This is a genomic window from Sinomonas mesophila (assembly GCF_001999765.1).
Classification (GTDB): Bacteria; Actinomycetota; Actinomycetes; order Actinomycetales; family Micrococcaceae; genus Sinomonas; species Sinomonas mesophila.
In genome coordinates, this window is the sequence record NZ_MTIC01000003.1 from 217,755 (window position 1) to 237,412 (window position 19,658).

The following is a 19,658-nucleotide window of genomic DNA, read 5'->3' on the forward strand; positions in this document are numbered from 1 at the left end:
ACACTTCCGGCGCGGCCACGCCCGCCGCGACCGGATTCCGCCGACCCACGCCGTAGGCTGGGGGGATGCGGGAGGAGTACGTCGAGGCGGTCCTGGCCGTCGTCGACCTCGTGCCCGCCGGCAGCGTGCTCGCCTACGGCGACGTCGCAGAGCTCCTCGGCGCCGGCGGCCCGCGCCAGGTCGGGGCCGTCATGTCGCGCCATGGGGGCCAGACGGCCTGGTGGCGGATCCTCAAGGCCTCGGGGGGCGCGCCCGAGGGGCACGAGGCGCCCGCCCTCGGGCACTACGTCGACGAGGGGACGCCGCTGCGCCGCGACCAGCACGGCGGGTGGCGCGTCGACATGCCGCAGGCGCGCTGGACGCCGAGTGACGAGGAGCTCGAGGCCGTCGAGGCGATCACCGAGGCTCTGGACCGCAGACTGCACGGCCCCGAGGGGCCCGGACGAGAACTGTCGGAGCCCGGCAGTGGAATGGACCCATGACCGCGACAGCCACAGCCCCGACTCCACAGCTGCGCCTCCTCGCCCCCGAACCTCGGTCCGCCGGCAGGTCCTGGACGCCGTCCCTCGACCAGGCCAGGGTCCTGGCCCTCCCACGCGGCTCGGGCCCCGTCCTCGTCTGGGGCGGCCCGGGCACGGGGAAGAGCAGCGTGCTCGTCGAGGCGGCGGCGGCGCGGGTGGAGCGCGACGGCGTCGACCCGGCTGGGGTGCTCCTGCTCGCGCCCGCCCGCGCCGCCTCGGCGCGGCTGCGCGACGCGTTCACGGCCCGGCTCGACCGCAGCCTCAGCGCGCCGCCGGCCCGCACATGGTCCTCCTACGCGTTCGACCTCATCCGGCGCGCCCGCACCGAGGGCCGCCTCGACTGGCTCCCGCGCTCCCCGCGCCTGCTTTCTGGCGCGGAGCAGGACCTCATCGTCAAGGAACTCCTCGAGGGCCACCGCGCGGCCGGGACCGGCCCGGGCTGGCCCGACGGTTTCGAGGCAGCGCTCCCGACGCGGGGGTTCCGCCACGAGGTGCGCGTGCTCTTCGACCGCATCACCGAGTACGGCACGACGGCAGACGAGCTCGCCGAGCTCGGGCACCGCGCCGGCCGGCCGGAGTGGGCCGCGGCGGCCCAGCTCTACGCCGAGTACCGCGACGTCCTCGAGCTGCGCATGCCCGAGGCCTTCGACCCGGCGGGGATCATCACGGCCGCGCGCCAGATCCTCCTCGAGGACCCAGACCTCCTGGCCGCGGAGCGCTCCCGCCTCGCACTCGTGTGCGTCGACGACGTCCAGGAGTCCAGCCCGTCCGTCCTCGAGCTGCTCGCGGTGCTGTGCGAGGGGCGCGATGTGATCGCGACCGCCGCACCGGACGTCGTCGTGCAGGGCTTCCGCGGCGCGCGGCCCGAGCTCGTCCCGCGCCTGCGCGAACTGCTGGGGGGCCTGACCGAGCTCTCCCTCACGACGTCCCATCGGCTTCCGGCCGGCATCGCGGAGGCGTGGGAGGGCGTGGCCCAGCGCATCTCGGCGGTGCCCGGCGGCCAGGCTGCGCGCCGCCTCGAGGTGCCCGACGGCGCCGGGCCGGAACCGGAGCCATCGGTCGAGGCGCACGTGCTCCACTCGTCGCTCCACGAGCTGCGCTACCTCGCCCACCGCATCCAGGACGCGCGGCTGCTCGGGGGCGTGGAGTACGGCGAGATGGCGGTGATCGTGCGATCGGGCGCCAAGCTCGCGCAGATCCAGCGGTACCTCGCGGGCCGCGACATCCCGGTCAAGGTCCCCGTCGCGGAGACAGCCGTCCGGGACGAGGCGGCCGTCCGCCCGCTCCTCACCGCGTACCGGGTCGCGCTCGAGCCCGCCGAGCTCACGGCGGAGACGGCCGTCGAACTGCTGTCCTCGCGGATCGGCGGCGCCTCGGCGCTCGAGCTGCGCCGGCTGCGCCAGTCGCTGAGGCAGCTCGAGCTGTCCTCGGGCGGCGGCCGCTCGAGCGACGCCCTGCTCGTCGAGGCCCTCGAGGTTCCCGGCACGCTCGACGCTCTCGGCACCGAGGCCCAGGCGGCGCGGCGCATCGCCCGGATGCTCGTGCGCGGCCGCAGGGCCTCCGCCGAGCCGGGCGCGACCGCCGAGACCGTGCTCTGGGCGCTCTGGGAGGCCGCGGGCCTCTCGCGCCGCTGGTACGAGCTTGCCCTCGCGGGGGGTCCGCTGGGCCTGCGTGCCGACCGGGACCTCGATGCGCTCATGGCGCTCTTCCACACCGCCGAGCGGTACGTGGACCGGCTGCCGGGCGCCTCCCCGGCCCAGTTCCTCGACTACCTCACGGAGCAGGAGCTGCCCATGGACACGCTCGCGCCGCGCGCCCAGGCGGAGGACGCCGTCGATCTCCTCACTCCGGCCAGCGCCGCCGGCCGCTCGTGGCGCCTGGTGTTCGTGGCGGGCCTCCAGGACGGGGTGTGGCCGAACACCCGGCTGCGCGGCGAGCTGCTCGGCAGCACCCTGTTCACGGACTGCCTCGAGCTCGGCGTGGTCTCGGCCCTTCTCGTGAGCACGCGCTCGCGCCTGCGGGACATCCGCTATGACGAGCTGCGCAGCTTCTCCGCGGCCATCTCGCGTGCGTCGGAGCGCCTCGTGTGCACGGGCGCGTCCAACGAGGACGAGGTGCCCTCCCCCTTCCTGGACTACGTGGCCCCGCCGCCCGAGGGCGAGCCCGCGCGCGGGTACACGGACGTCCCGCGCACGCTCGGCCTCCGGCCCCTCGTCGCGGAGCTCCGGCAGGCCGTCGAGGCAGGCGCCGCCCGGGCGGGCGGGGGCGATACCGACGCGCCCGTCGCCGGCGGGGGCGATACCGGCGCGCCCGTCGCCGACGCGTCCGTCGCCGCGGCGCTCCTCGCCCGGCTCGCCGAAGCTGGCGCCCCCGGGGCGCACCCCGGCCAGTGGTACGGGCTCGCGCCCCTGAGCAGCGACGGGCCCGTCGTGCCGGAGGACGGCACGGTGTACGTCTCGCCGTCCAAGGTCGAGACGGCCACGAAGAATCCCCTCGACTGGTTCGTCTCGGCCGCCGGGGGAGAGGCCGCGACCGACTTCGCCCGCAGCCTCGGGACGCTCGTGCACTCGATCGCCCAGGATCTCCCGTCCGGGACCGCCGCCGAGTATCTCGCGGAGCTGCGTCGGCGCTGGCCGAGCCTCGGCCTGCCAGACACGTGGGAGGGCGAGCTCGACTTCGAGCGGGCCACCTCGATGGTGGACAAGCTCGCCGAGTACGTCCGCACCAACGGCCGCGAGCTGCTCGGCGTCGAGGTCGACTTCGAGGCGCCCCTCGGCGCCGTCGGGACGGCGGAGATCGCCGCGCGGACGGTCCTGCGGGGCCAGGTCGACAGGCTCGAGCTCGACGGCGAGAGGCGGCTCGTCGTCGTCGACCTCAAGACGGGGCGGAGCAAGCCCAAGGCGGCGGACATCGACCAGCACGCCCAGCTGGCCTCCTACCAGGTGGCGGTCGCCGCGGGCGCCTTCGCCGAGGGCGAGGATGTCGCGCCGGAGGGGGCGGCGCCGGGCACGCCGGAGTCGCCGTCCGGCGCGCCCCCGGGCGGCGCAGAGCTCGTCCAGCTCGGCGAGCGGACCAAGAAGCTCACGGTGCAGCAGCAGGCGGCCCTCGAGGACGCGGCGTGGGCCGTCGCCCTCGTCGAGCGGGCCGCCGAGGCCATGTCCGGAGCGGCGTTCGAGGCACGGCACGAGCCCGGAGCCGGCTTCGCCGGGGGCTGCCGGCTTCCCGAGCTGTGCCCGCTGTGCGCCCGGGGCCGGCAGGTGACCGAATGAGCACGTCGACGGCGGCCGGGCTCGGCGACGGGCTGCGCGGGGGGTCCGAGGGGCTGCCGGAGCCGCGCTTCACCCCCGAGGAGCTCGCCGACCTGCTCGGGCAGCACCGGCCCACGCCGCAGCAGTCCGAGATCATCAGCTCCCCCCTCGAGCCGCGCCTCGTCGTCGCGGGGGCCGGCTCGGGCAAGACCGCCACGATGGCGGACCGCGTCGTCTGGCTCGTCGCCAACGGCCGGGTGCGCCCGGACGAGATTCTCGGCGTCACGTTCACCCGCAAGGCCGCGGGCGAGCTGTCCGCCCGCATACGGGCCCAGCTGGCACGCCTCGCGCGGCTCGCGCGGCGCGGGGCCGAGGGCATCGCCCCCGCCGCGGCGGATCCGGAGTGCCTCGACCCGACGGTCTCGACCTACCACGCCTTCGCCAACACGGTCGTGCAGGACCACGGCCTGCGGCTCGGGGTCGAGCGCGACGCCGTGCTGCTCGGCGCGGCCCAGTCGTTCCAGCTCGCCGCCCGCGTGGTCGAGGCGTACGACGGCGGGACGTGGGCCGGGTTCCCCGCCAAGAGCACGCTCATCGCCGCCGTCCTGCAGTTCGCGGGAGAATGCGCCGAGCACCTCCGGGAGCCCGAGGAGGTCCGGGCCTGGCTCGAGACCGAGGCCGAGCGCTTCGAGGCCCTGCCCCTCTCCGCGGGCAAGCGGGGCCCGGCCACGGCGGCCGCGCAGCTGCTGTCCACGCTGCGCGGGCGCGCGCTCGTCGCGGGCCTCGCGGCCCGCTACGCCGAGGCCAAGCGGGCGCGGGGAGCCCTCGACTACGGCGACCTCGTGGCCCTCGCCGCCCGCGTGGCCACGACCGTCCCCGAGGCCGGGGAGCTCCTCCGCGGCCAGTTCCGCACCGTGCTCCTCGACGAGTTCCAGGACACGTCGCACGCCCAGCTCGTCCTCTTCTCGACGCTCTTCGGCGGCGGGCACGCCGTCACGGCAGTGGGCGATCCGAACCAGTCGATCTACGGCTTCCGGGGCGCCTCGGCCGGGCAGCTCGAGAGCTTCCCCGCGACGTTCCCCCGCCGGGACGGTGAGGGGTGGGCTCCGGCGTGGACGAGCCACCTGACGACGGCGTGGCGCAACGGCGTCACGATCCTGGCCACGGCGAACGCCGTCGCCGGGCCGCTCGCGATCCCTCCGGCGTACGCCTCGGGCAGCGCCGGGGTCGAGGTCCGCCGGCTCGAGCCGCGCCCCGGGGCGGGGGAGGGGCGCGTCGTGCTCGGGCGGTTCTGCGATGAGCGTGCCGAGGCGGCCGCCGTCGCGGACCAGCTTCAGGCGTTCGACGCCGCGTGGCCGCGGCTCGACGGCCGCCTGGCCCGCGACGGGGCCGCGGAGGGGCCGACGATGGCGGTGCTCTGCCGCAAGCGCTCCCAGTTCGCCGCGATCCGGAGGGAATTCGAGCGCCGCGGGATGCCGTTCGAGGTCGTCGGCCTCGGCGGCCTCCTGGACACCCCGGAGATCGTCGACGTCGTCTCGGCCCTGCGCGTGATCGCCGACCCTGGGCGCTCGGACGCGCTCATGCGCCTCATGGCCGGGGCCCGGTGGCGGATCGGGCCGGCGGACCTCATGGCGCTTGCGGACTGGTCCCGCCACCTCGCGGCCCGCCGCGCCGCGGCCGCTCGCCCCGGGGAGCAGGACCTCGACGCTGCGGGCACCGTCGACGAGGCGCTCATCGAGGGCGACCTCGCCGAGGCTGCGAGCCTCGTGGAGGCGGTCGACCGGCTGCCCCGGGCAGGGTGGACCTCGGGGGCTGGGCGTTCCCTGACCCCCGAGGGGCTTGCACGGCTCACGCGGCTGCGGGACGAGCTGCGCGACCTGCGCGCCGTCGCGGGCGACGACCTCGGGACCGTCATCTCCCACGTCGAGCGCGCGCTCCTGCTCGACATCGAGCTCGCGGCCAGGCCGGGCACGTCGGTGCACGAGGCTCGGCGCAACCTCGACGCGTTCCAGGAGGCCGCCGCGTCCTTCCTGGCCCAGTCCGAGTCCTCGGACCTGCTGGCGTTCCTCGCGTGGCTCGAGGCCGCCGCCGAGGAGGAGTCGGGCCTGGACATGGCGCCCTCCGAGCCCACCCCCGGGGCGATCCAGCTGCTCACCGTGCACGCGTCGAAGGGCCTCGAGTGGGACGCCGTGGCCGTGGCCGGCCTCAACCGGGGGATGTTCCCGGGCGGCGGCAATGACCGCTGGACGAGCGGCCAGGCGGCGCTGCCCTGGCCCCTGCGCGGCGACGCACGAGACCTCCCGCAGTGGGACACGGACCACCCCGACCAGAAGGGCTGGGTCGAGGCCGAGAAGCTCTTCGCCGAGGATGCGAGCGAGCATTCCGAGCGCGAGGACCGCCGGCTCGCGTACGTCGCCTTCACCCGCGCCCGGTCGCTCCTCGTGGCCACCGGCTTCGGGTGGAGCAGCACGCGCAGCAGGCCGATGGAGGCCTCGCCGTTCCTGCTCGAGCTCCACGAGGCGGCCGCCGAGCACGGCTTCGGTGTCCTCGAGTGGTGCGAGGACACGGACCTGCCCGAGGAGAACCCGCTGCGGGCCGAGGCGGAGCGCTCTGTGTGGCCGTACGACCCCCTCGAGGGGCCGTCGGACGCCGCCACCGGCCAGCGGCGCAGCCTCGCCCCGGGCAGACGGGACGCTGTCGAGGCCGCCGCGGCCCGCGTGCTCGCCACCCTGCACGGTCCCGGCGACGCCGAGGAGGGGACGGGCCCGGAGGCGTCGGCGGGACCCGATGCCCCCGCGGATGGGGAGGTCGAGGCGCGGAGCGCCCGGGCCGAGGCTTGGCTGCACGAGGCCCGGCTCCTCCTCGCCGAGCGCACCAGGACCGAGGACTCCTCGCACGTGCGGCTCCCCGAGCACGTCTCGGCCTCGACGCTCGTGGCGCTCGGGGAGGACGCCGGAGCGGTCGTACGGCAGCTGCGCCGGCCCGTCCCCCGCCGCCCGGGCATGGCCGCCAGACGGGGGACGGCCTTCCACGCGTGGGTCGAGGAGCACTTCGGCACGAGCGCGATGCTCGACCTCGACGGGCTCGACAGCTCCGACGAACACGTCGACGAGGCCTACGACCTCTCGAGCCTCGTGGCCGCGTTCAAGCGTTCCGAGTGGGCGCACCGCCGGCCCGCCTTCGTCGAGGTGCCGATCGAGACGCGCGTCGGGCCGGTCGTGGTCCGCGGCCGCATCGACGCCGTGTTCCAGGACGCCGACGGCGGCTGGGAGCTCGTGGACTGGAAGACCGGCCGCGCGCCCTCGGGGCGGGACGCCCGCGCCCGCTCCGTCCAGCTCGCCGTGTACCGGATCGCCTGGTCGAGGCTGCACAACGTCCCGGTGGAGAAGATCAGGGCCGCGTTCTGCTACCTCGCGGACGGCACGGTCGTGCGGCCGGACGCCCTCGCACGTGAGGCCGAGCTCGAGGCGATCGTCGCTGCGGCCATCGGCTGAGTGAGCGCGCCGCTATGTCGAATGGCGGGGCACGAGCGGGATCGCGTCCGTCGCGTCGTCTGGGCCACAGGCTGCCACCGGGGCATCCGCCGGCTCCGGGCTGTGGCCCTCCCCGGAGTCGGAGTCGGTGTCGGGGCCGGCCTCCGGCCTGTCGGAGGCCCCGGCGGGCTCCGCGCCGTGCCCGCCGTCGCCACCCGGAGCACCCCCCTCCTCGGTGCCGTCCCCCGCGGAGTCGCGCTCGGCGTCGTGCGCCTCGATGTCCTCGGCCAGCTGGGCGAGCATCTCCTCGCCGTCCTTGGCCGACTCGGCGTCCCCGAGGGCGAGGGCCTTGACGAGGTACTGGGCCAGGGCGAATTCCGCGGCGAGGGCCGCGCGTCGCGCGAGCTGCGGGTCGACCGGCTCCGTGCGCGCCTCGTGGTACGCGGCCAGGACGGCGTCGACGAAGGCTGGCTCGTTCGAGGCGACGAGCCACGCGATGTCGTCCGCGGGGTCGCCGATCCGCAGGTCGGTCCACCCCGTCACGGCCGTGACCCGGTCGTCGTCGACCAGGAGGTTGTCCTCGTGCAGGTCTCCGTGGACCACGGTCGGGTGGAAGCGCCACATCGTGACGTCTTCCATGGCCTGCTCCCACCGGCGCAGGAGGACGGGCGGGATCTTGCCGGTCGTCGCGGCCTGGTCGAGCTCGTTGAGCCGGCGCTGGCGGAACTCGTTCGCCGTGTAGACCGGCAGGTCCGCGCGGTCCACGAGGCCCTGAGGGAGGGCGTGGATCGCGGCGAGTGCCCGCCCGATGTCCTGCGCGAGCCTGGGCGACCCGGCCGCGAGCTCGTCGAGGCCCCGCACCGTCCCGGCCAGGTTCGTGTACACGCACGTCGTGAGCCCGGCGAGCCGGACCGTGCCCGCGACGGCGGGCATCTGGAACGGCAGCTCCGTGCGCACCGACGGCTCGAAGGCGCGCAGGACGAGCATCTCGGTCTCGAGCCGGGCGCTCGCCTCCGTCCCGCGCGGGGCGCGGATCCGCCAGCGGCGGCCATCCGCGGTCTCGAGCAGCGCGGCGTCGAAGTCCGTCGCGTCGTCGGGGGAGGGGGCGACGGCGGTGGGCTGCAGTCCGGGGACGGCGGCGGTTGCGATGGCGGCCAGCTCGAACGGTGTGCGTCTCACCTTCTCCACGGTAGCCCGCGCCGTCCCGCCGATCACGGCCCGCGCGCGGCGAGTCGCCGTGGCCCAGACCACTGTCCCGCCCAGACCACCTCCCGCCCAGACCACTGTCCACAGGGGCGCCTCGTGTTGTGCGGGTGTCGGAGGGGGTCAGTACCTTAGAGGGTATGACTTCCGGCCCCCTCCCCGTCAGCGCCCCGCGCGCCCCCGACAGCGCGCACTCCGACAGCGCGCACCCCGACGCGGCGGGCCGGCTGGCTGGGACACTCCTGCCCGTGGCCTCGGCGGCCATCGACCGGCGGTCGGCCGAGCGCGCCGACCCGTCCTTTCTGACCGGCGTCCTCCGCGGGCCGGGCACCATGGCCCTCTTGGTGTCCCAGCGCCGGGCGGCCTTCGACGGCGAGCGGCTGGCCCTGCTCCCCGCCGGCCTCCTGCCGGCCGCATGGCTCGAGGGCCTGGTCGTCTACCTCGGCCGCCTGCCCGCGGACCCCGCCGAGGCTCTGGCGGCGGAGGGCACGGAGCCGGGGACTGACGTCGTGCTCGTGGCCCTGCCGGAGCCCGTCGAGCCTGTGGAGGGCGTCTTGCCGGAGCCCGCGGTCCCGGGTGCCGAGCTCCTGCCCGACGGCGCCCGCTGGGCCGGCTTCCGCGAGGCCGGCGCTGTGCTCGACGCCGTCGAGGCGTCCCTCCTCATCGAGGCAACCGCGATCGCCAACTGGCACGAGGGCCACGTGCGCTGCCCGCGCTGCGGCGCCCCTACCGAGGTCGTGCACAGCGGCTGGGTCCGACGCTGCCCGCAGGACGGCTCCGAGCACTTCCCGCGCACGGACCCCGCCATCATCGTGACGGTCGTCGGCCCCGACGGCCGCCTCCTGCTCGGCACGGGCGCCCAGATGCGCTCGACCATGTACTCGACCCTCGCCGGCTTCGTCGAGCCCGGTGAGTCCCTCGAGCAGGCCGTGGTCCGGGAGATCGCCGAGGAAGTGGGCGTGCGCGTCACCGACTGCCAGTACCTCGGTTCCCAGCCGTGGCCCTTCCCGGCCTCCCTCATGCTCGGCTTCACCGCCCGCACCGAGGACGTCGCGGCGGAGCCGGACGGCGCAGAGGTCGTCCGCGCCCGCTGGTTCGAGCGCGAGGAGCTCCAGGCCGCCGTCCTCTCGGGCGAGATCACGCTCCCGAGCAGCATCTCGATCGCCCGGGCGCTCATCGAGCACTGGTTCGGCGGACGCATCGCCGAGCCCGCGGGGACCGGACGATGAACTCGGAAGAGGCCGCGGAGGCCGCTCACCTCTCCGAGGCCAGTTCCTTCCCCGAGGCCGGCCGCTTCCCCGAGGGCAGCCTCGAGGCGCGGCTCCTCGGCGGGCTGGACGAGGAGCAGCGCGAGGTCGCGACGACGCTGCACGGTCCCGTGTGCGTGCTCGCCGGCGCGGGCACGGGCAAGACGCGCGCCATCACGCACCGCATCGCCTACGGCGTGCACACGGGCGTCTACGCGCCGCAGCGGCTCCTCGCCGTGACGTTCACCGCCCGCGCCGCCGCCGAGATGCGCAGCCGCCTGCGAGACCTCGGCGTCGGCGGGGTCCAGGCCCGCACATTCCATGCCGCCGCGCTGCGCCAGCTGCAGTACTTCTGGCCCCAGGCCGTCGGCGGAACCGTGCCGGGGCTGCTCGAGCACAAGGCGCAGACCATCGCCGAGGCAGCCCGCCGGCTCCGCCTCACCGTGGACCGCGCCGCGATCCGGGACCTCGCCTCGGAGATCGAATGGGCCAAAGTGTCCATGCTCACCCCCTCGACATACCTGCAGGGGGCGACGGCCCGCGGCGAGCCCGGCGGTCTGCAGCCCCAGACCGTCGCGCGCCTCTTCCAGGCCTTCGAGGACGTCAAGGTCGACAGGAACCTCATTGACTTCGAGGACGTGCTGCTCATCACGGTGGGCATCCTGCAGGAGGACCCCAAGGTCGCCGCCACCGTCCGCGAGCAGTACCGGCACTTCGTGGTCGACGAGTACCAGGACGTCTCCCCGCTCCAGCAGCGTCTCCTCGAGCTGTGGCTCGGCGGGCGCGAGGAGCTGTGTGTCGTCGGCGACGCGAGCCAGACGATCTACTCCTTCACGGGCGCGACGTCCGCGCACCTGCTCGAGTTCGGCAAGCGCCACCCGAGCGCCGCCATCGTCCGCCTCGTCCGCGACTACCGCTCGACCCCGCAGGTCGTCCGGCTGGCCAACGAACTCCTTGCCGGGCGGCGCAGCGGCGGTCCCGCGGCGGACGCCCGCTGGGCCGAGCCCCTGCGCCTGCTCGCCCAGCGGCCCTCCGGGCCTGAGCCCGAGTTCGCCGAGTGCACCGACGACGAGGCCGAGGCCGCCGCCGTCGCCCGCCGCATCGGCGCCCTCATCGCCGCGGGCACCGAGCCCAAGGACATCGCCGTGCTCTTCCGCACGAACGGCCAGTCAGAGGCCTTCGAGCAGGCCCTCAGCGCGGCCGGCATCGGCTACCAGCTCCGCGGCGGGGAGCGCTTCTTCAACCGCCGCGAGGTCCGCGACGGCCTCCTGCAGCTGCGCGGCGCAGCGCGCGCGGACGCGGACGACGGCGTGCCGCTGGCCCAGCGGGTGCGCGACGTCCTCTCCTCGCTGGGCTACTCCGAGCAGGCGCCGACCGGTGGCGGCGCGACGCGCGAGCGCTGGGAGTCCCTCGCCGCCCTCGTGGCGCTCGCGGACGAGCTCTCGGCGGCCCGGGGCGAGGGCTTCGGCCTGCCCGACTTCGTCGCCGAACTGCAGGAGCGCTCGGCCGCCCAGCACGCGCCCGCCGTCCAGGGCGTGACGCTTGCGTCGCTGCATGCGGCCAAGGGCCTCGAATGGGACGCGGTCTTCCTCGTGGGGCTGAGCGAGGGGCTCGTGCCGATCTCCTTCGCGGACACGCCCGTGGCGGTCGACGAGGAGCGGCGCCTCCTGTACGTCGGCATCACGCGTGCCCGCGAGTTCCTGCACCTGTCGTGGTCGCTCTCCCGGACCCCAGGCGGGCGGGCCCACCGCCGGCCCTCCCGCTTCCTGGACGGGCTGCGCCCGGTGGGATCGACGGCGTCGCACGCCCAGGGCGGCGCGCGCCGCGCGCGCCGTGAGCTCAAGGGCCCCACGGCCTGCCGCGTCTGCGGCACGATCCTCGCCACGGGCGCCGAGCGGAAGGTGGGCCGGTGCTCGAACTGCCCGCCGACCTATGAGGAGGCGACGTTCGAGGCCCTGCGCGCGTGGCGGCTCGAGCAGGCGCGCGAGGCTGACGTCCCGGCGTTCGTCGTCTTCACGGACGCGACCCTGACGGCGATCGCAGAGGCGAGGCCCTCGAGCCTCGGGGAGCTCTCGCAGGTCGCTGGGGTCGGCAAGGCCAAGCTGGACCGCTACGGCGAGGCCGTCCTGGAGCTGCTCCATGGCTCCTGACACGGCGGCTGAGGGGAAGCCCAGGGTCGAGGTGCGGCGCTCGGCGCGGCGGAGGAAGACCGTGTCCGCCTTCTGGGAGGGCGGGACGGCCGTCGTCGCCATCCCCGCGTCCTTCACGCGGGCCCAGGAGGCGCACTGGGTCGAGCGCATGGTCGCCCGCCTCAGGGAGGACACCGCACGGCGCAGCGGGCCCCGCGGGGACGCGGCGCTGCTCTCCCGCGGGCTCGAGCTCTCCTCCGCCTACCTCGGCGGGCGCGCCCGCCCGGCCTCCATCCGGTGGGTCACGAACCAGCGCCGGCGCTGGGGCTCCTGCACGCCGTCGCAGCGCACCATCCGGCTCTCGCACGAGCTCCAGGGCATGCCGGCCTGGGTTGTCGACTACGTGATCCTGCACGAGCTCGCGCACCTGCTCGTCTCGGGTCACGGGCCCGTGTTCTGGCGCCTGCTCGACGCGTACCCGCGGCTCGCCGAGGCCAAGGCCTTCCTCGCTGGCGTGGCGTTCGCCGGGACCCGGCCCGGGGATCTGCCCGACGGGGGCGCGGTCGGGGACGCGGATGCGGGCGCGGACGACGGCGGCTGGGGCCTTATCGGCGACGAGGAGCAGGTCTAGAATCTCGCCCATGAGCGAGCTCCCAGCCAGCTACCGGAAGTACCTCGAGGGCCGCGACCCGATCTTCGTGGACACCGTGCGCCCCGTCCTGCTTCAGTCGGCGGCCGACCAGACGGCGGGCGTCCGCATCGTCGTCGAACCCCACCTCCTGCAGGCCCACATCGACGAGCACATCCCGTACGGGCAGATCGTCGAGGACCTGGACTAGAGGGTCCCCCGCCACGCCGGAGCCCTCAGCGGCCCAGGCGCCGCAAGCTTAGGCGCCCTTGCCGGGGGACCGGCCCTCGTCGTCGTCCGACGGCTGCGCGCCGCCCCCGGAGTGCCCGCTGTCCTTCTGATCTGGGTCGTTCCGGCCTGGGTCCTTCTGGCCTGCGTCGGCCGGCATGTCGAAGCCGCCCGCGAACAGCTTCTCGAGCGCCTCGTCAACCTCGGAGTCCTTGGCCTCGGCGAGGGAGCGGCGGCCGGAGAAGCCCTTCGGGTCGTCAAGGTCCTCTGCCGTGGGCAGGAGGTCGGGGTGCTTCCAGATGGCGTCGCGGCCGGTGATCCCGCGTTCCTCGGCGAGGGTGTGCCACAGGACGGCGGCGTCGCGCAGCCGGCGGGGCCGCAGCTCGAGGCCCACGAGGGAGGCGAAGGCGTGCTCGGCCGGCCCGCCCGTCGCACGACGGCGGCGCACCGCCTCGCGCAGGGCCAGCGCCGAGGGCAGCACCCCTTCGGTGGCGGCGGCGGTCAGCTCGTCGACCCAGCCCTCGACGAGCGCGAGGGCTGTCTCGAGCTTGACCAGGGCCGCGTCCTGCTGCGGAGTGCGCTGCGGCATGAACACGCCGCCCTGGAGGGCCTCCTGCATCGACTCGGGGTTGCTCGGATCGATGTCCCGCGCCATCTCCTCGATGCGGGAGACGTCGATGTGGATGCCGCGCGCGTAGTCCTCGATCGTGCCGAGCAGGTGGCCGCGCAGCCACGGGACGTGCATGAACAGGCGTGCGTGCGCCGCCTCGCGCACGGCCAGGTAGAGCCGGACGTCCCCCTCCGGCAGGCCGAGGCCCTCGCCGAACTTTGCGACGTTGGCCGGCAGGAGCGCCATCTCGAGGTCGACGAGCGGCACGCCGATGTCCGAGGAGCTCACGACCTCGCCCGAAAGCGCCCCGATCGCCGCGCCGAGCTGCATGCCGAAGATCGCCCCGCCCATGTTGGTCAGCATGCTCGAGGCACCGCCGAGCAGGCCCTTCATCTCCTCGGGCATCTGCTCCGAGAGGGCCGTCGAGAGCGCCGTCGCGATGCTGTTGGCGACGGGCTCCGTGAGTCGCCGCCATGTCCCCATCGTCGCCTCGATCCATTCCGCGCGCGACCAGCCGCGGCCGATCAGGCCCGTGGAGGGGAAGTCGGTGGCCTTGTCGAGCCAGAGCTCGGCGAGGCGAAGGGCCTCGTCCACGTCGCGGTTCTGGGTGCCGGAGACCGAGGGGTCCTTGGCCGCGGCCGCCGTGCGGCGGGCGTGGTCGTGGGCGAGCTGCCAGTTCACGGGTCCCTCGCCCGCGGGGGCGGCCATCATGGACTGGACCTGCTCGAACATCTGGCGCAGGACGGCCGGGTCGCTGGGCAGGCCCGCGGCCTTCGCGATCTCCGTCGGATCGATGCCGCCCTGGCCCCCCATGAGCTTGCCGAAGAGCTCGGACAGCGGGTCCTGAGGCTCGTCGTCGTGGCCCGAAGGCTTGTCTGGAGTGGTCATGGTGCCGCCGATCACTGCGTCTGGACTGGGAGGGACACCCTCACGGTACCGCGGGCCAGCACACGTGTCTGCGGCGGGCGGGTCCCTTTCGCTGTCGGCACACAGGCCGCACGCGGCGGGCTCAGGCAGATGGCCTAGGCTGTCCTGAGCCGCGGGGCGAGGAAGCGGCCGGAGGCAGGGAACGGGCAGTCGAGGGGAACGGACGAGTGGGCAGCAGGGGATTCGCAGCGGCGGTCAGCGGGGCGGCGGCGCTCGTGCTGGGACTGACGGTCGCGAACGCGCCGGTACCGTATGTCGTCGAGATCCCCGGGCCCACCTACAACACCCTCGGGGAGACGGGCGGGAAAGAGGTCATCACCGTCTCGGGGCGCGACTCGTACGACGCCGGGGGGAGCCTCGACATCACGACCGTCTACGTGCACGGCGGGCCCACCACGGACGTGGGCCTGCTCGAGCTCGCGCGCTCGTGGTTCGACCCCACTGTGGCGATCCTCCCGGTGGAGGTCGTTTACCCGCCGGACGTCACGCGCGAGGAGGTCGCGGAGCAGAACGCTGCGCTCATGCAGGACTCCGAAGGCACGGCCGTGGCCGCCGCGCTGGGCGAGCTCGACATCCCGTACGCCCAGTTCCTCGACGTCGCCGCGATCCTCCGGGACTCGCCCTCCGCCGGGCGGCTCCGGGAGGGCGACAGGCTCGTGAGCGTCGACGGACGGGCCGTGGGCTCCCTCGCCGACGTCCAGGACGTGCTCGCTGCCGGCGACGGCGCGCCGGCCGCCGTCGTCGTCGAGCGCGACGGCGCCGAGGCCACCGAGACCATCACGCCAGCGCGCCGCGACGACCGCTGGGTCCTGGGCGTCGGGATCAGGTACAGCTTCGAGTTCCCGATCGACGTCCAGTTCGAGCTCGGCAGCGTGGGAGGGCCCAGCGCGGGCATGATGTTCGCGCTCGGGGTCCTCGACAAGCTCACGCCGGGCGACCTGACCGGTGGCCGCCACGTGGCGGGGACGGGGTCCATTGGGCCCGACGGCGAGGTCGGCTCGATCGGGAGCATCGCGCAGAAGATGCATGGGGCCCGGAGCGGGGGAGCTGCGCTGTTCCTCGCGCCGGAGGCCAACTGCGACCAGGTCGTGGGGCACATCCCGGAGGGCCTCGCCGTCGTGAGCGTTCGCACGCTCGCGGACGCCCGGGCCGCCGTCGAGGGCTATGCCCGGGGCGAGGACCCCGCAGGCATGCCCCAGTGCAGCGCGGGATGACGTCGGGGCGACCGTGGCCCGGGCCGACGCCGAATCGTTACCGAGGCGGCCGCCCGGTGCGGGAACTGCGGCATCGTTCCGGGCGTGCTTGACTTAGACCGGCACGCGCTGCGCGCCGCATGACCGCACCCTCCGACACCGCCGTGAACCCGAAACAGCACCCGACACCGCACCCACAACGAGGTACACCGTGACATCGCGTCCCGCAGGCAGCTACAGCCCTACCCGCCGCAGGAGGGGGGCGCTGGTCCCGACTCTCGTGATCGCGGGCGTCCTCGTGGTCGGATTCGTGTTCATGGCCCAGCTGTGGACCGACGTCCTGTGGTACGACCAGCTCGGCTTCCTCGAGGTGTTCATCCGGCAGAACATCGCGCGCGGAGCCGTGTTCCTCGTCGCGGCGCTCGTCATGGCAGGCGCGATCTACGCGGCCATGCGCTCGGCGTACAGGTCCCGCGCCGTCTACGCCCCGGACGGCGGCCAGCAGGACCCGCTGAGCCGCTATCAGGAACAGCTCGAGCCCGTCCGGCGCATCGTCATGGCCGCCGTGCCGATCGTCTTCGGCCTCTTCGCCGGCGCCGCCGCCGGGAGCCAGTGGCAGAAGATCGCGCTGTTCTTCAACCAGGAGCCCTTCGGGGTCACGGACCCCCAGTTCGGGCTCGACTTCAGCTTCTACCTCATGACCCTGCCTTTCCTCGGCACCCTCGTCGGGTACCTGCTCGGCGTCGTGGTGATCGCCGGGATCGCCGGACTGCTCACGCACTACCTCTACGGCTCGATCCGGATCAGCGAGAGCGGCGTCTACACCGCGCGGCCTGCCCAGCTGCATCTCGCGATCTCGGGCGCCGTCCTGCTCGCGCTCATCGCCGCGAACTTCTGGCTCGACCGCTACAGCTCGCTGTACAGCTCCGCCGGTCGCGTCTCCGGCGCGCTCTACACCGACGTCAACGCCGTCATCCCGACCAAGGCGATCCTCGCCGTCGCGGCCGCCATCGTCGCCATCCTGTTCGTCGTGGCCGCCGTCGTGGGCCGGTGGCGGCTCCCGCTCATCGGCACGGCCATGCTCGTCATCACGGGCATCCTCGCGGGCGGCGTGTACCCGTGGGTCATCCAGCAGGTCCAGGTCCGCCCGTCCGAGCAGAACGTCGAGCGGCCCTACCTCGAACGCAACATCGGCCTGACCCGCGCTGCCTACGGGCTCGACCAGGTCCAGGTCAAGGACTACCAGGCCACGACCGATGCGACGCCCGGGGCGCTCCGCGAGGACGCGCAGACGACGGCGAACATCCGCCTCCTCGACCCGACCCTCGTCTCCTCGACCTTCCAGCAGCTCGAGCAGTTCCGCCCGTACTACCAGTTCGCCCCCTCGCTCAACGTGGACCGCTACACGATCGACGGCAAGATCCAGGACACCGTGATCGCCGTCCGCGAGCTCAACCCGCAGGGCCTCTCGCCGAACCAGCAGTCCTGGTACAACAACCACATCGTGTACACGCACGGCTACGGCGTCGTCGCCGCCTACGGCAACAAGTCGTCGGTCGAGGGCAAGCCGGTCTTCATGCAGTCCGGCATCCCGTCCACGGGCGTGCTCGGCACGGACGAGAGCTACCAGCCGCGCATCTACTTCGGCGAGTACTCGCCCGAGTATTCGATCGTCGGCGCGCCCGAGGGCGCCCCGGCCCGCGAGCAGGACCGCCCCCAGGGCGGTACCGGCGAGGCGCAGTACTCCTTCGAGGGCGACGCCGGCCCCAACGTCGGGAACCTCCTCAACAAGCTCCTCTACGCTGTGAAGTTCCAGAGCACGGACATGCTCTTCTCCGACGGCGTCAACGCCGAGTCGCAGATCCTCTACGACCGCAACCCGCGCGACCGCGTCGAGAAGGTCGCGCCGTACCTCACGATCGACGGCAACGTGTACCCCGCGGTGGTCGACGGGCGGGTCAAGTGGATCGTCGACGGCTACACGACGAGCCAGTACTTCCCGTACTCCCAGCAGCAGCAGCTCCAGCAGGCCACGGCCGACTCGCAGACCGCCGCCGGGCGCTCGAGCCAGCTGCCGGCGTCGACCATCAACTACATCCGCAACTCGGTCAAGGCCACAGTCGACGCCTACGACGGCTCGGTGACCCTGTACGCGTGGGACGACCAGGATCCGCTGCTCAAGTCGTGGCAGAAGATCTTCCCGAGCACCGTCAAGCCGATCTCGGAGATGTCGGGCGGCCTCATGAGCCACGTGCGCTACCCGGAGGACCTCTTCAAGGTCCAGCGGGAGCTCCTCGGCCGGTACCACGTGACTGATCCGGACAGCTTCTACAAGAACGACGACGTCTGGAGCGTCCCGAACGACCCGACCGTCCAGTCGACGGGCGTCAAGCAGCCGCCGTTCTACATGAGCCTGCAGATGCCCGACCAGGAGGCCCCGGCCTTCCAGCTCACCTCGAGCTTCATCCCGCAGATCGTCGAGGGCGGGACCTCGCGTGAGGTCATGTACGGCTTCCTTGCCGCCGACTCGGACGCGGGCAGCCAAGCGGGCGTCAAGGGCCCGGAATACGGGAAGCTCAGGCTCCTGCAGCTGCCCACCGAGACGCTCGTCCCCGGCCCGGGGCAGGTGCAGAACAAGTTCAACTCGGACCCGAGGGTCTCGCAGGCGCTCAACCTCCTGCGCCAGGGCGCCTCGGACGTGCTCAATGGCAACCTCCTGACGCTGCCGGTGGGCGGGGGCCTGCTGTATGTGCAGCCGGTCTACGTCAAGTCGACGGGTACGACCTCGTATCCAACGCTCCAGCGCGTGCTCGTGGCGTTCGGCGACAAGATCGGCTTCGCCGCATCCCTCGACGCCGCACTCGACGAGCTCTTCGGCGGCGACTCCGGCGCCGCGGCCGGCGACTCGGACAAGAACGGCCAAGCCCCTGCACAGCCGCAGCCGCCCGCGGGCGACGGCACCGCGGATGCCCAGGCCGAGCTGAAGGCGGCCCTCACCGATGCGAGCCAGGCCATCCGCGACGGGCAGACGGCCCTGGCTGCGGGCGATTTCGCCGCCTACGGCGAGGCGCAGAAGAGGCTCTCGGCGGCGCTCCAGCGGGCGCTCGACGCCGAGGCAAGGGTCTCGGCGGGCGCTGAGGCCCCGGCGGCGCCGGCCCCGGCGCAGTCGCCTGCCCCCGCCCAGTAAAGCCCCGGCGGGCCCGCTTCGGCGGGCCCGCCGAAGCGGGCCGAGCGTCCGCCGCCCGTGTGCCAGAAGGAGGGGGCGGATTTGGTCCGGCGTTCGCCTGTTGGTAATGTTGTCTGTGCGCCGCGGGGTGGAGCAGTTCGGTAGCTCGCTGGGCTCATAACCCAGAGGTCGCAGGTTCAAATCCTGTCCCCGCAACTCATGCGAAGGCCCCGGTCCGGAATCGGACCGGGGCCTTTGCCATGCCCGGTGGCATGCGCTCTGCCGGGAGGCCTAGAGCTTGTCGAAGTCCGCCTCGTCCACGGCCGTGGAGGCCGTTGGGGCACTCTCCCCGCGGCCGATCGCGGCCGGGGAGGAGCCCTGCTTGAGGGCCGCGAGCCGTGCCTCGATCTCCGTCTTCTCGCCGAGGTCCTCGAGCTCGTTGAACTGCGCGTCGAGGCTGCTCGCGGCGAGCTCCTGCTGGCCCCGGACCTTGGCCTCCTCGCGGCGGATCTTCTCCTCGAAACGGCTCACTTCGCTCGTGGGATCCAAGATGTCGATGCTGCGCAGGGCGTCGTGCACCTGCGCCTGCGCCGCGGCGGTCTTGCTGCGCGCGATCAGCTCGTTGCGCTTGGCGGTGAGCTGGTTGAGCTTGATCTTCATCTGGTCCAGGCCGCTCTTGAGCCGGTCGACGACCTCGGTCTGGCTCGAGATGCTCGGCTCGGCGGCGCGGGCCTCGTTCTCGGAGGAGATCTGGCGCTGGAGGGCGACCTTGGCGAGGTTGTCGAACTTCACGGCGTCCGCGTCGTTGCCGGCGGTCCGGAACTCGTCGGCCTTGCGGGACGCGGCGAGGGCCTTGTTACCCCAGTCCTGCGCGGCCCTGACGTCCTCGGCGTGGTCCTCCTGGAGCATCCGCAGGTTGCCGATCGTCTGGGCGATCGCGGATTCGGCCTCGGCGATGTTGTTCGTGTAGTCGCGGACCATCTGGTCCAGCATCTTCTGCGGGTCCTCCGCCTGGTCCAGCAGGGCGTTGATGTTCGCCTTCGCGAGCTGTGCGATGCGGCCGAAGATGGACTGCTTTGACATGG

General features: G+C 73.7%; 12 protein-coding genes and 1 tRNA gene. 10 read left to right on the forward strand and 3 right to left on the reverse strand.

The features are described from left to right. Nucleotides 1–65 precede the first annotated feature (65 nt). The 3 genes from BV907_RS12395 to BV907_RS12405 are packed head-to-tail and all read left to right on the forward strand — an operon-like array spanning nt 66 to nt 7,263. The gene (locus tag BV907_RS12395; RefSeq protein ID WP_077490028.1) at nt 66–482 is read left to right on the forward strand and encodes an MGMT family protein; all 417 of its coding nucleotides are present in this window, start codon (nt 66–68) and stop codon (nt 480–482) included. Beyond that, entirely contained in the window at nt 479–3,790 is a 3,312-nt protein-coding gene (locus BV907_RS12400; RefSeq protein WP_077490029.1) for an ATP-dependent helicase, read from the forward strand. The genes BV907_RS12395 and BV907_RS12400 overlap by 4 nt, the downstream gene beginning before the upstream one ends. Beyond that, nucleotides 3,787–7,263: an ATP-dependent helicase gene (locus BV907_RS12405; protein WP_077490030.1), complete on the forward strand. Its 3,477-nt coding sequence runs from the start codon at nt 3,787–3,789 to the stop codon at nt 7,261–7,263. Before BV907_RS12400 ends, BV907_RS12405 begins: the two co-directional genes overlap by 4 nt. 12 nt (nt 7,264–7,275) lie before the next feature. On the opposite strand, the gene BV907_RS12410 is transcribed toward BV907_RS12405, so the two are convergent. After that, nucleotides 7,276–8,421 carry a macrolide 2'-phosphotransferase gene (locus BV907_RS12410; protein WP_077490229.1) on the reverse strand — a complete coding sequence of 382 codons (1,146 nt, stop codon included), beginning with the start codon at nt 8,419–8,421 and terminating at the stop codon, nt 7,276–7,278. A 164-nt stretch (nt 8,422–8,585) separates the two neighbouring features. On the opposite strand from BV907_RS12410, the gene nudC reads away from it, so the two are divergent. The 4 genes from nudC to BV907_RS12430 are packed head-to-tail and all read left to right on the forward strand — an operon-like array spanning nt 8,586 to nt 12,660. Beyond that, nucleotides 8,586–9,674, forward strand: coding sequence for an NAD(+) diphosphatase (gene nudC, locus BV907_RS12415; protein ID WP_077490031.1), 1,089 nt, complete (start codon nt 8,586–8,588; stop codon nt 9,672–9,674). Then, on the forward strand, nt 9,671–11,842 hold the full coding sequence (locus tag BV907_RS12420; RefSeq protein WP_077490032.1) for an ATP-dependent DNA helicase UvrD2: 2,172 nt from the start codon (nt 9,671–9,673) through the stop codon (nt 11,840–11,842). Before nudC ends, BV907_RS12420 begins: the two co-directional genes overlap by 4 nt. Beyond that, nucleotides 11,832–12,452, forward strand: coding sequence for a M48 metallopeptidase family protein (locus BV907_RS12425; protein ID WP_077490033.1), 621 nt, complete (start codon nt 11,832–11,834; stop codon nt 12,450–12,452). Before BV907_RS12420 ends, BV907_RS12425 begins: the two co-directional genes overlap by 11 nt. A 10-nt stretch (nt 12,453–12,462) precedes the next feature. Beyond that, complete coding sequence (locus BV907_RS12430) at nt 12,463–12,660, forward strand: hypothetical protein (protein ID WP_077490034.1); 198 nt, start codon at nt 12,463–12,465, stop codon at nt 12,658–12,660. A gap of 48 nt (nt 12,661–12,708) precedes the next feature. Here the strand turns inward: BV907_RS12430 and BV907_RS12435 are convergent, their stop codons facing one another. Continuing rightward, a complete protein-coding gene (locus tag BV907_RS12435) occupies nt 12,709–14,175 on the reverse strand; it encodes a zinc-dependent metalloprotease (RefSeq protein WP_077490230.1) in 1,467 nt (488 codons plus the stop codon). A gap of 206 nt (nt 14,176–14,381) precedes the next feature. Between BV907_RS12435 and BV907_RS12440 the strand changes: the two genes are divergently transcribed. From BV907_RS12440 to BV907_RS12450, 3 genes are all read left to right on the forward strand, one after another. Beyond that, entirely contained in the window at nt 14,382–15,428 is a 1,047-nt protein-coding gene (locus tag BV907_RS12440) for a YlbL family protein (protein ID WP_077490035.1), read from the forward strand. Between the two features lie 295 nt (nt 15,429–15,723). Then, the gene (locus tag BV907_RS12445; RefSeq protein WP_245827965.1) at nt 15,724–18,594 is read left to right on the forward strand and encodes a UPF0182 family membrane protein; all 2,871 of its coding nucleotides are present in this window, start codon (nt 15,724–15,726) and stop codon (nt 18,592–18,594) included. A 121-nt stretch (nt 18,595–18,715) separates the two neighbouring features. Continuing rightward, nucleotides 18,716–18,789, forward strand: a tRNA-Met gene (locus BV907_RS12450). Nucleotides 18,790–18,864: 75 nt separating this feature from the next. Here BV907_RS12450 and BV907_RS12455 read toward each other — a convergent pair. Beyond that, on the reverse strand, nt 18,865–19,656 hold the full coding sequence (locus tag BV907_RS12455; RefSeq protein ID WP_077490036.1) for a PspA/IM30 family protein: 792 nt from the start codon (nt 19,654–19,656) through the stop codon (nt 18,865–18,867). Nucleotides 19,657–19,658: the final 2 nt, after the last annotated feature.

Bases quoted from the DNA above. Each gene is read 5' to 3' on its own strand.
- nudC (WP_077490031.1), top strand. From the start codon at position 8,586: ATGACTTCCGGCCCCCTCCCCGTCAGCGCCCCGCGCGCCCCCGACAGC.
- BV907_RS12435 (WP_077490230.1), bottom strand. From the start codon at position 14,175: ATGACCACTCCAGACAAGCCTTCGGGCCACGACGACGAGCCTCAGGAC.
- BV907_RS12455 (WP_077490036.1), bottom strand. From the start codon at position 19,656: ATGTCAAAGCAGTCCATCTTCGGCCGCATCGCACAGCTCGCGAAGGCG.
- BV907_RS12405 (WP_077490030.1), top strand. From the start codon at position 3,787: ATGAGCACGTCGACGGCGGCCGGGCTCGGCGACGGGCTGCGCGGGGGG.
- BV907_RS12400 (WP_077490029.1), top strand. From the start codon at position 479: ATGACCGCGACAGCCACAGCCCCGACTCCACAGCTGCGCCTCCTCGCC.
- BV907_RS12430 (WP_077490034.1), top strand. From the start codon at position 12,463: ATGAGCGAGCTCCCAGCCAGCTACCGGAAGTACCTCGAGGGCCGCGAC.
- BV907_RS12395 (WP_077490028.1), top strand. From the start codon at position 66: ATGCGGGAGGAGTACGTCGAGGCGGTCCTGGCCGTCGTCGACCTCGTG.
- BV907_RS12425 (WP_077490033.1), top strand. From the start codon at position 11,832: ATGGCTCCTGACACGGCGGCTGAGGGGAAGCCCAGGGTCGAGGTGCGG.
- BV907_RS12445 (WP_245827965.1), top strand. From the start codon at position 15,724: ATGGCCCAGCTGTGGACCGACGTCCTGTGGTACGACCAGCTCGGCTTC.
- BV907_RS12420 (WP_077490032.1), top strand. From the start codon at position 9,671: ATGAACTCGGAAGAGGCCGCGGAGGCCGCTCACCTCTCCGAGGCCAGT.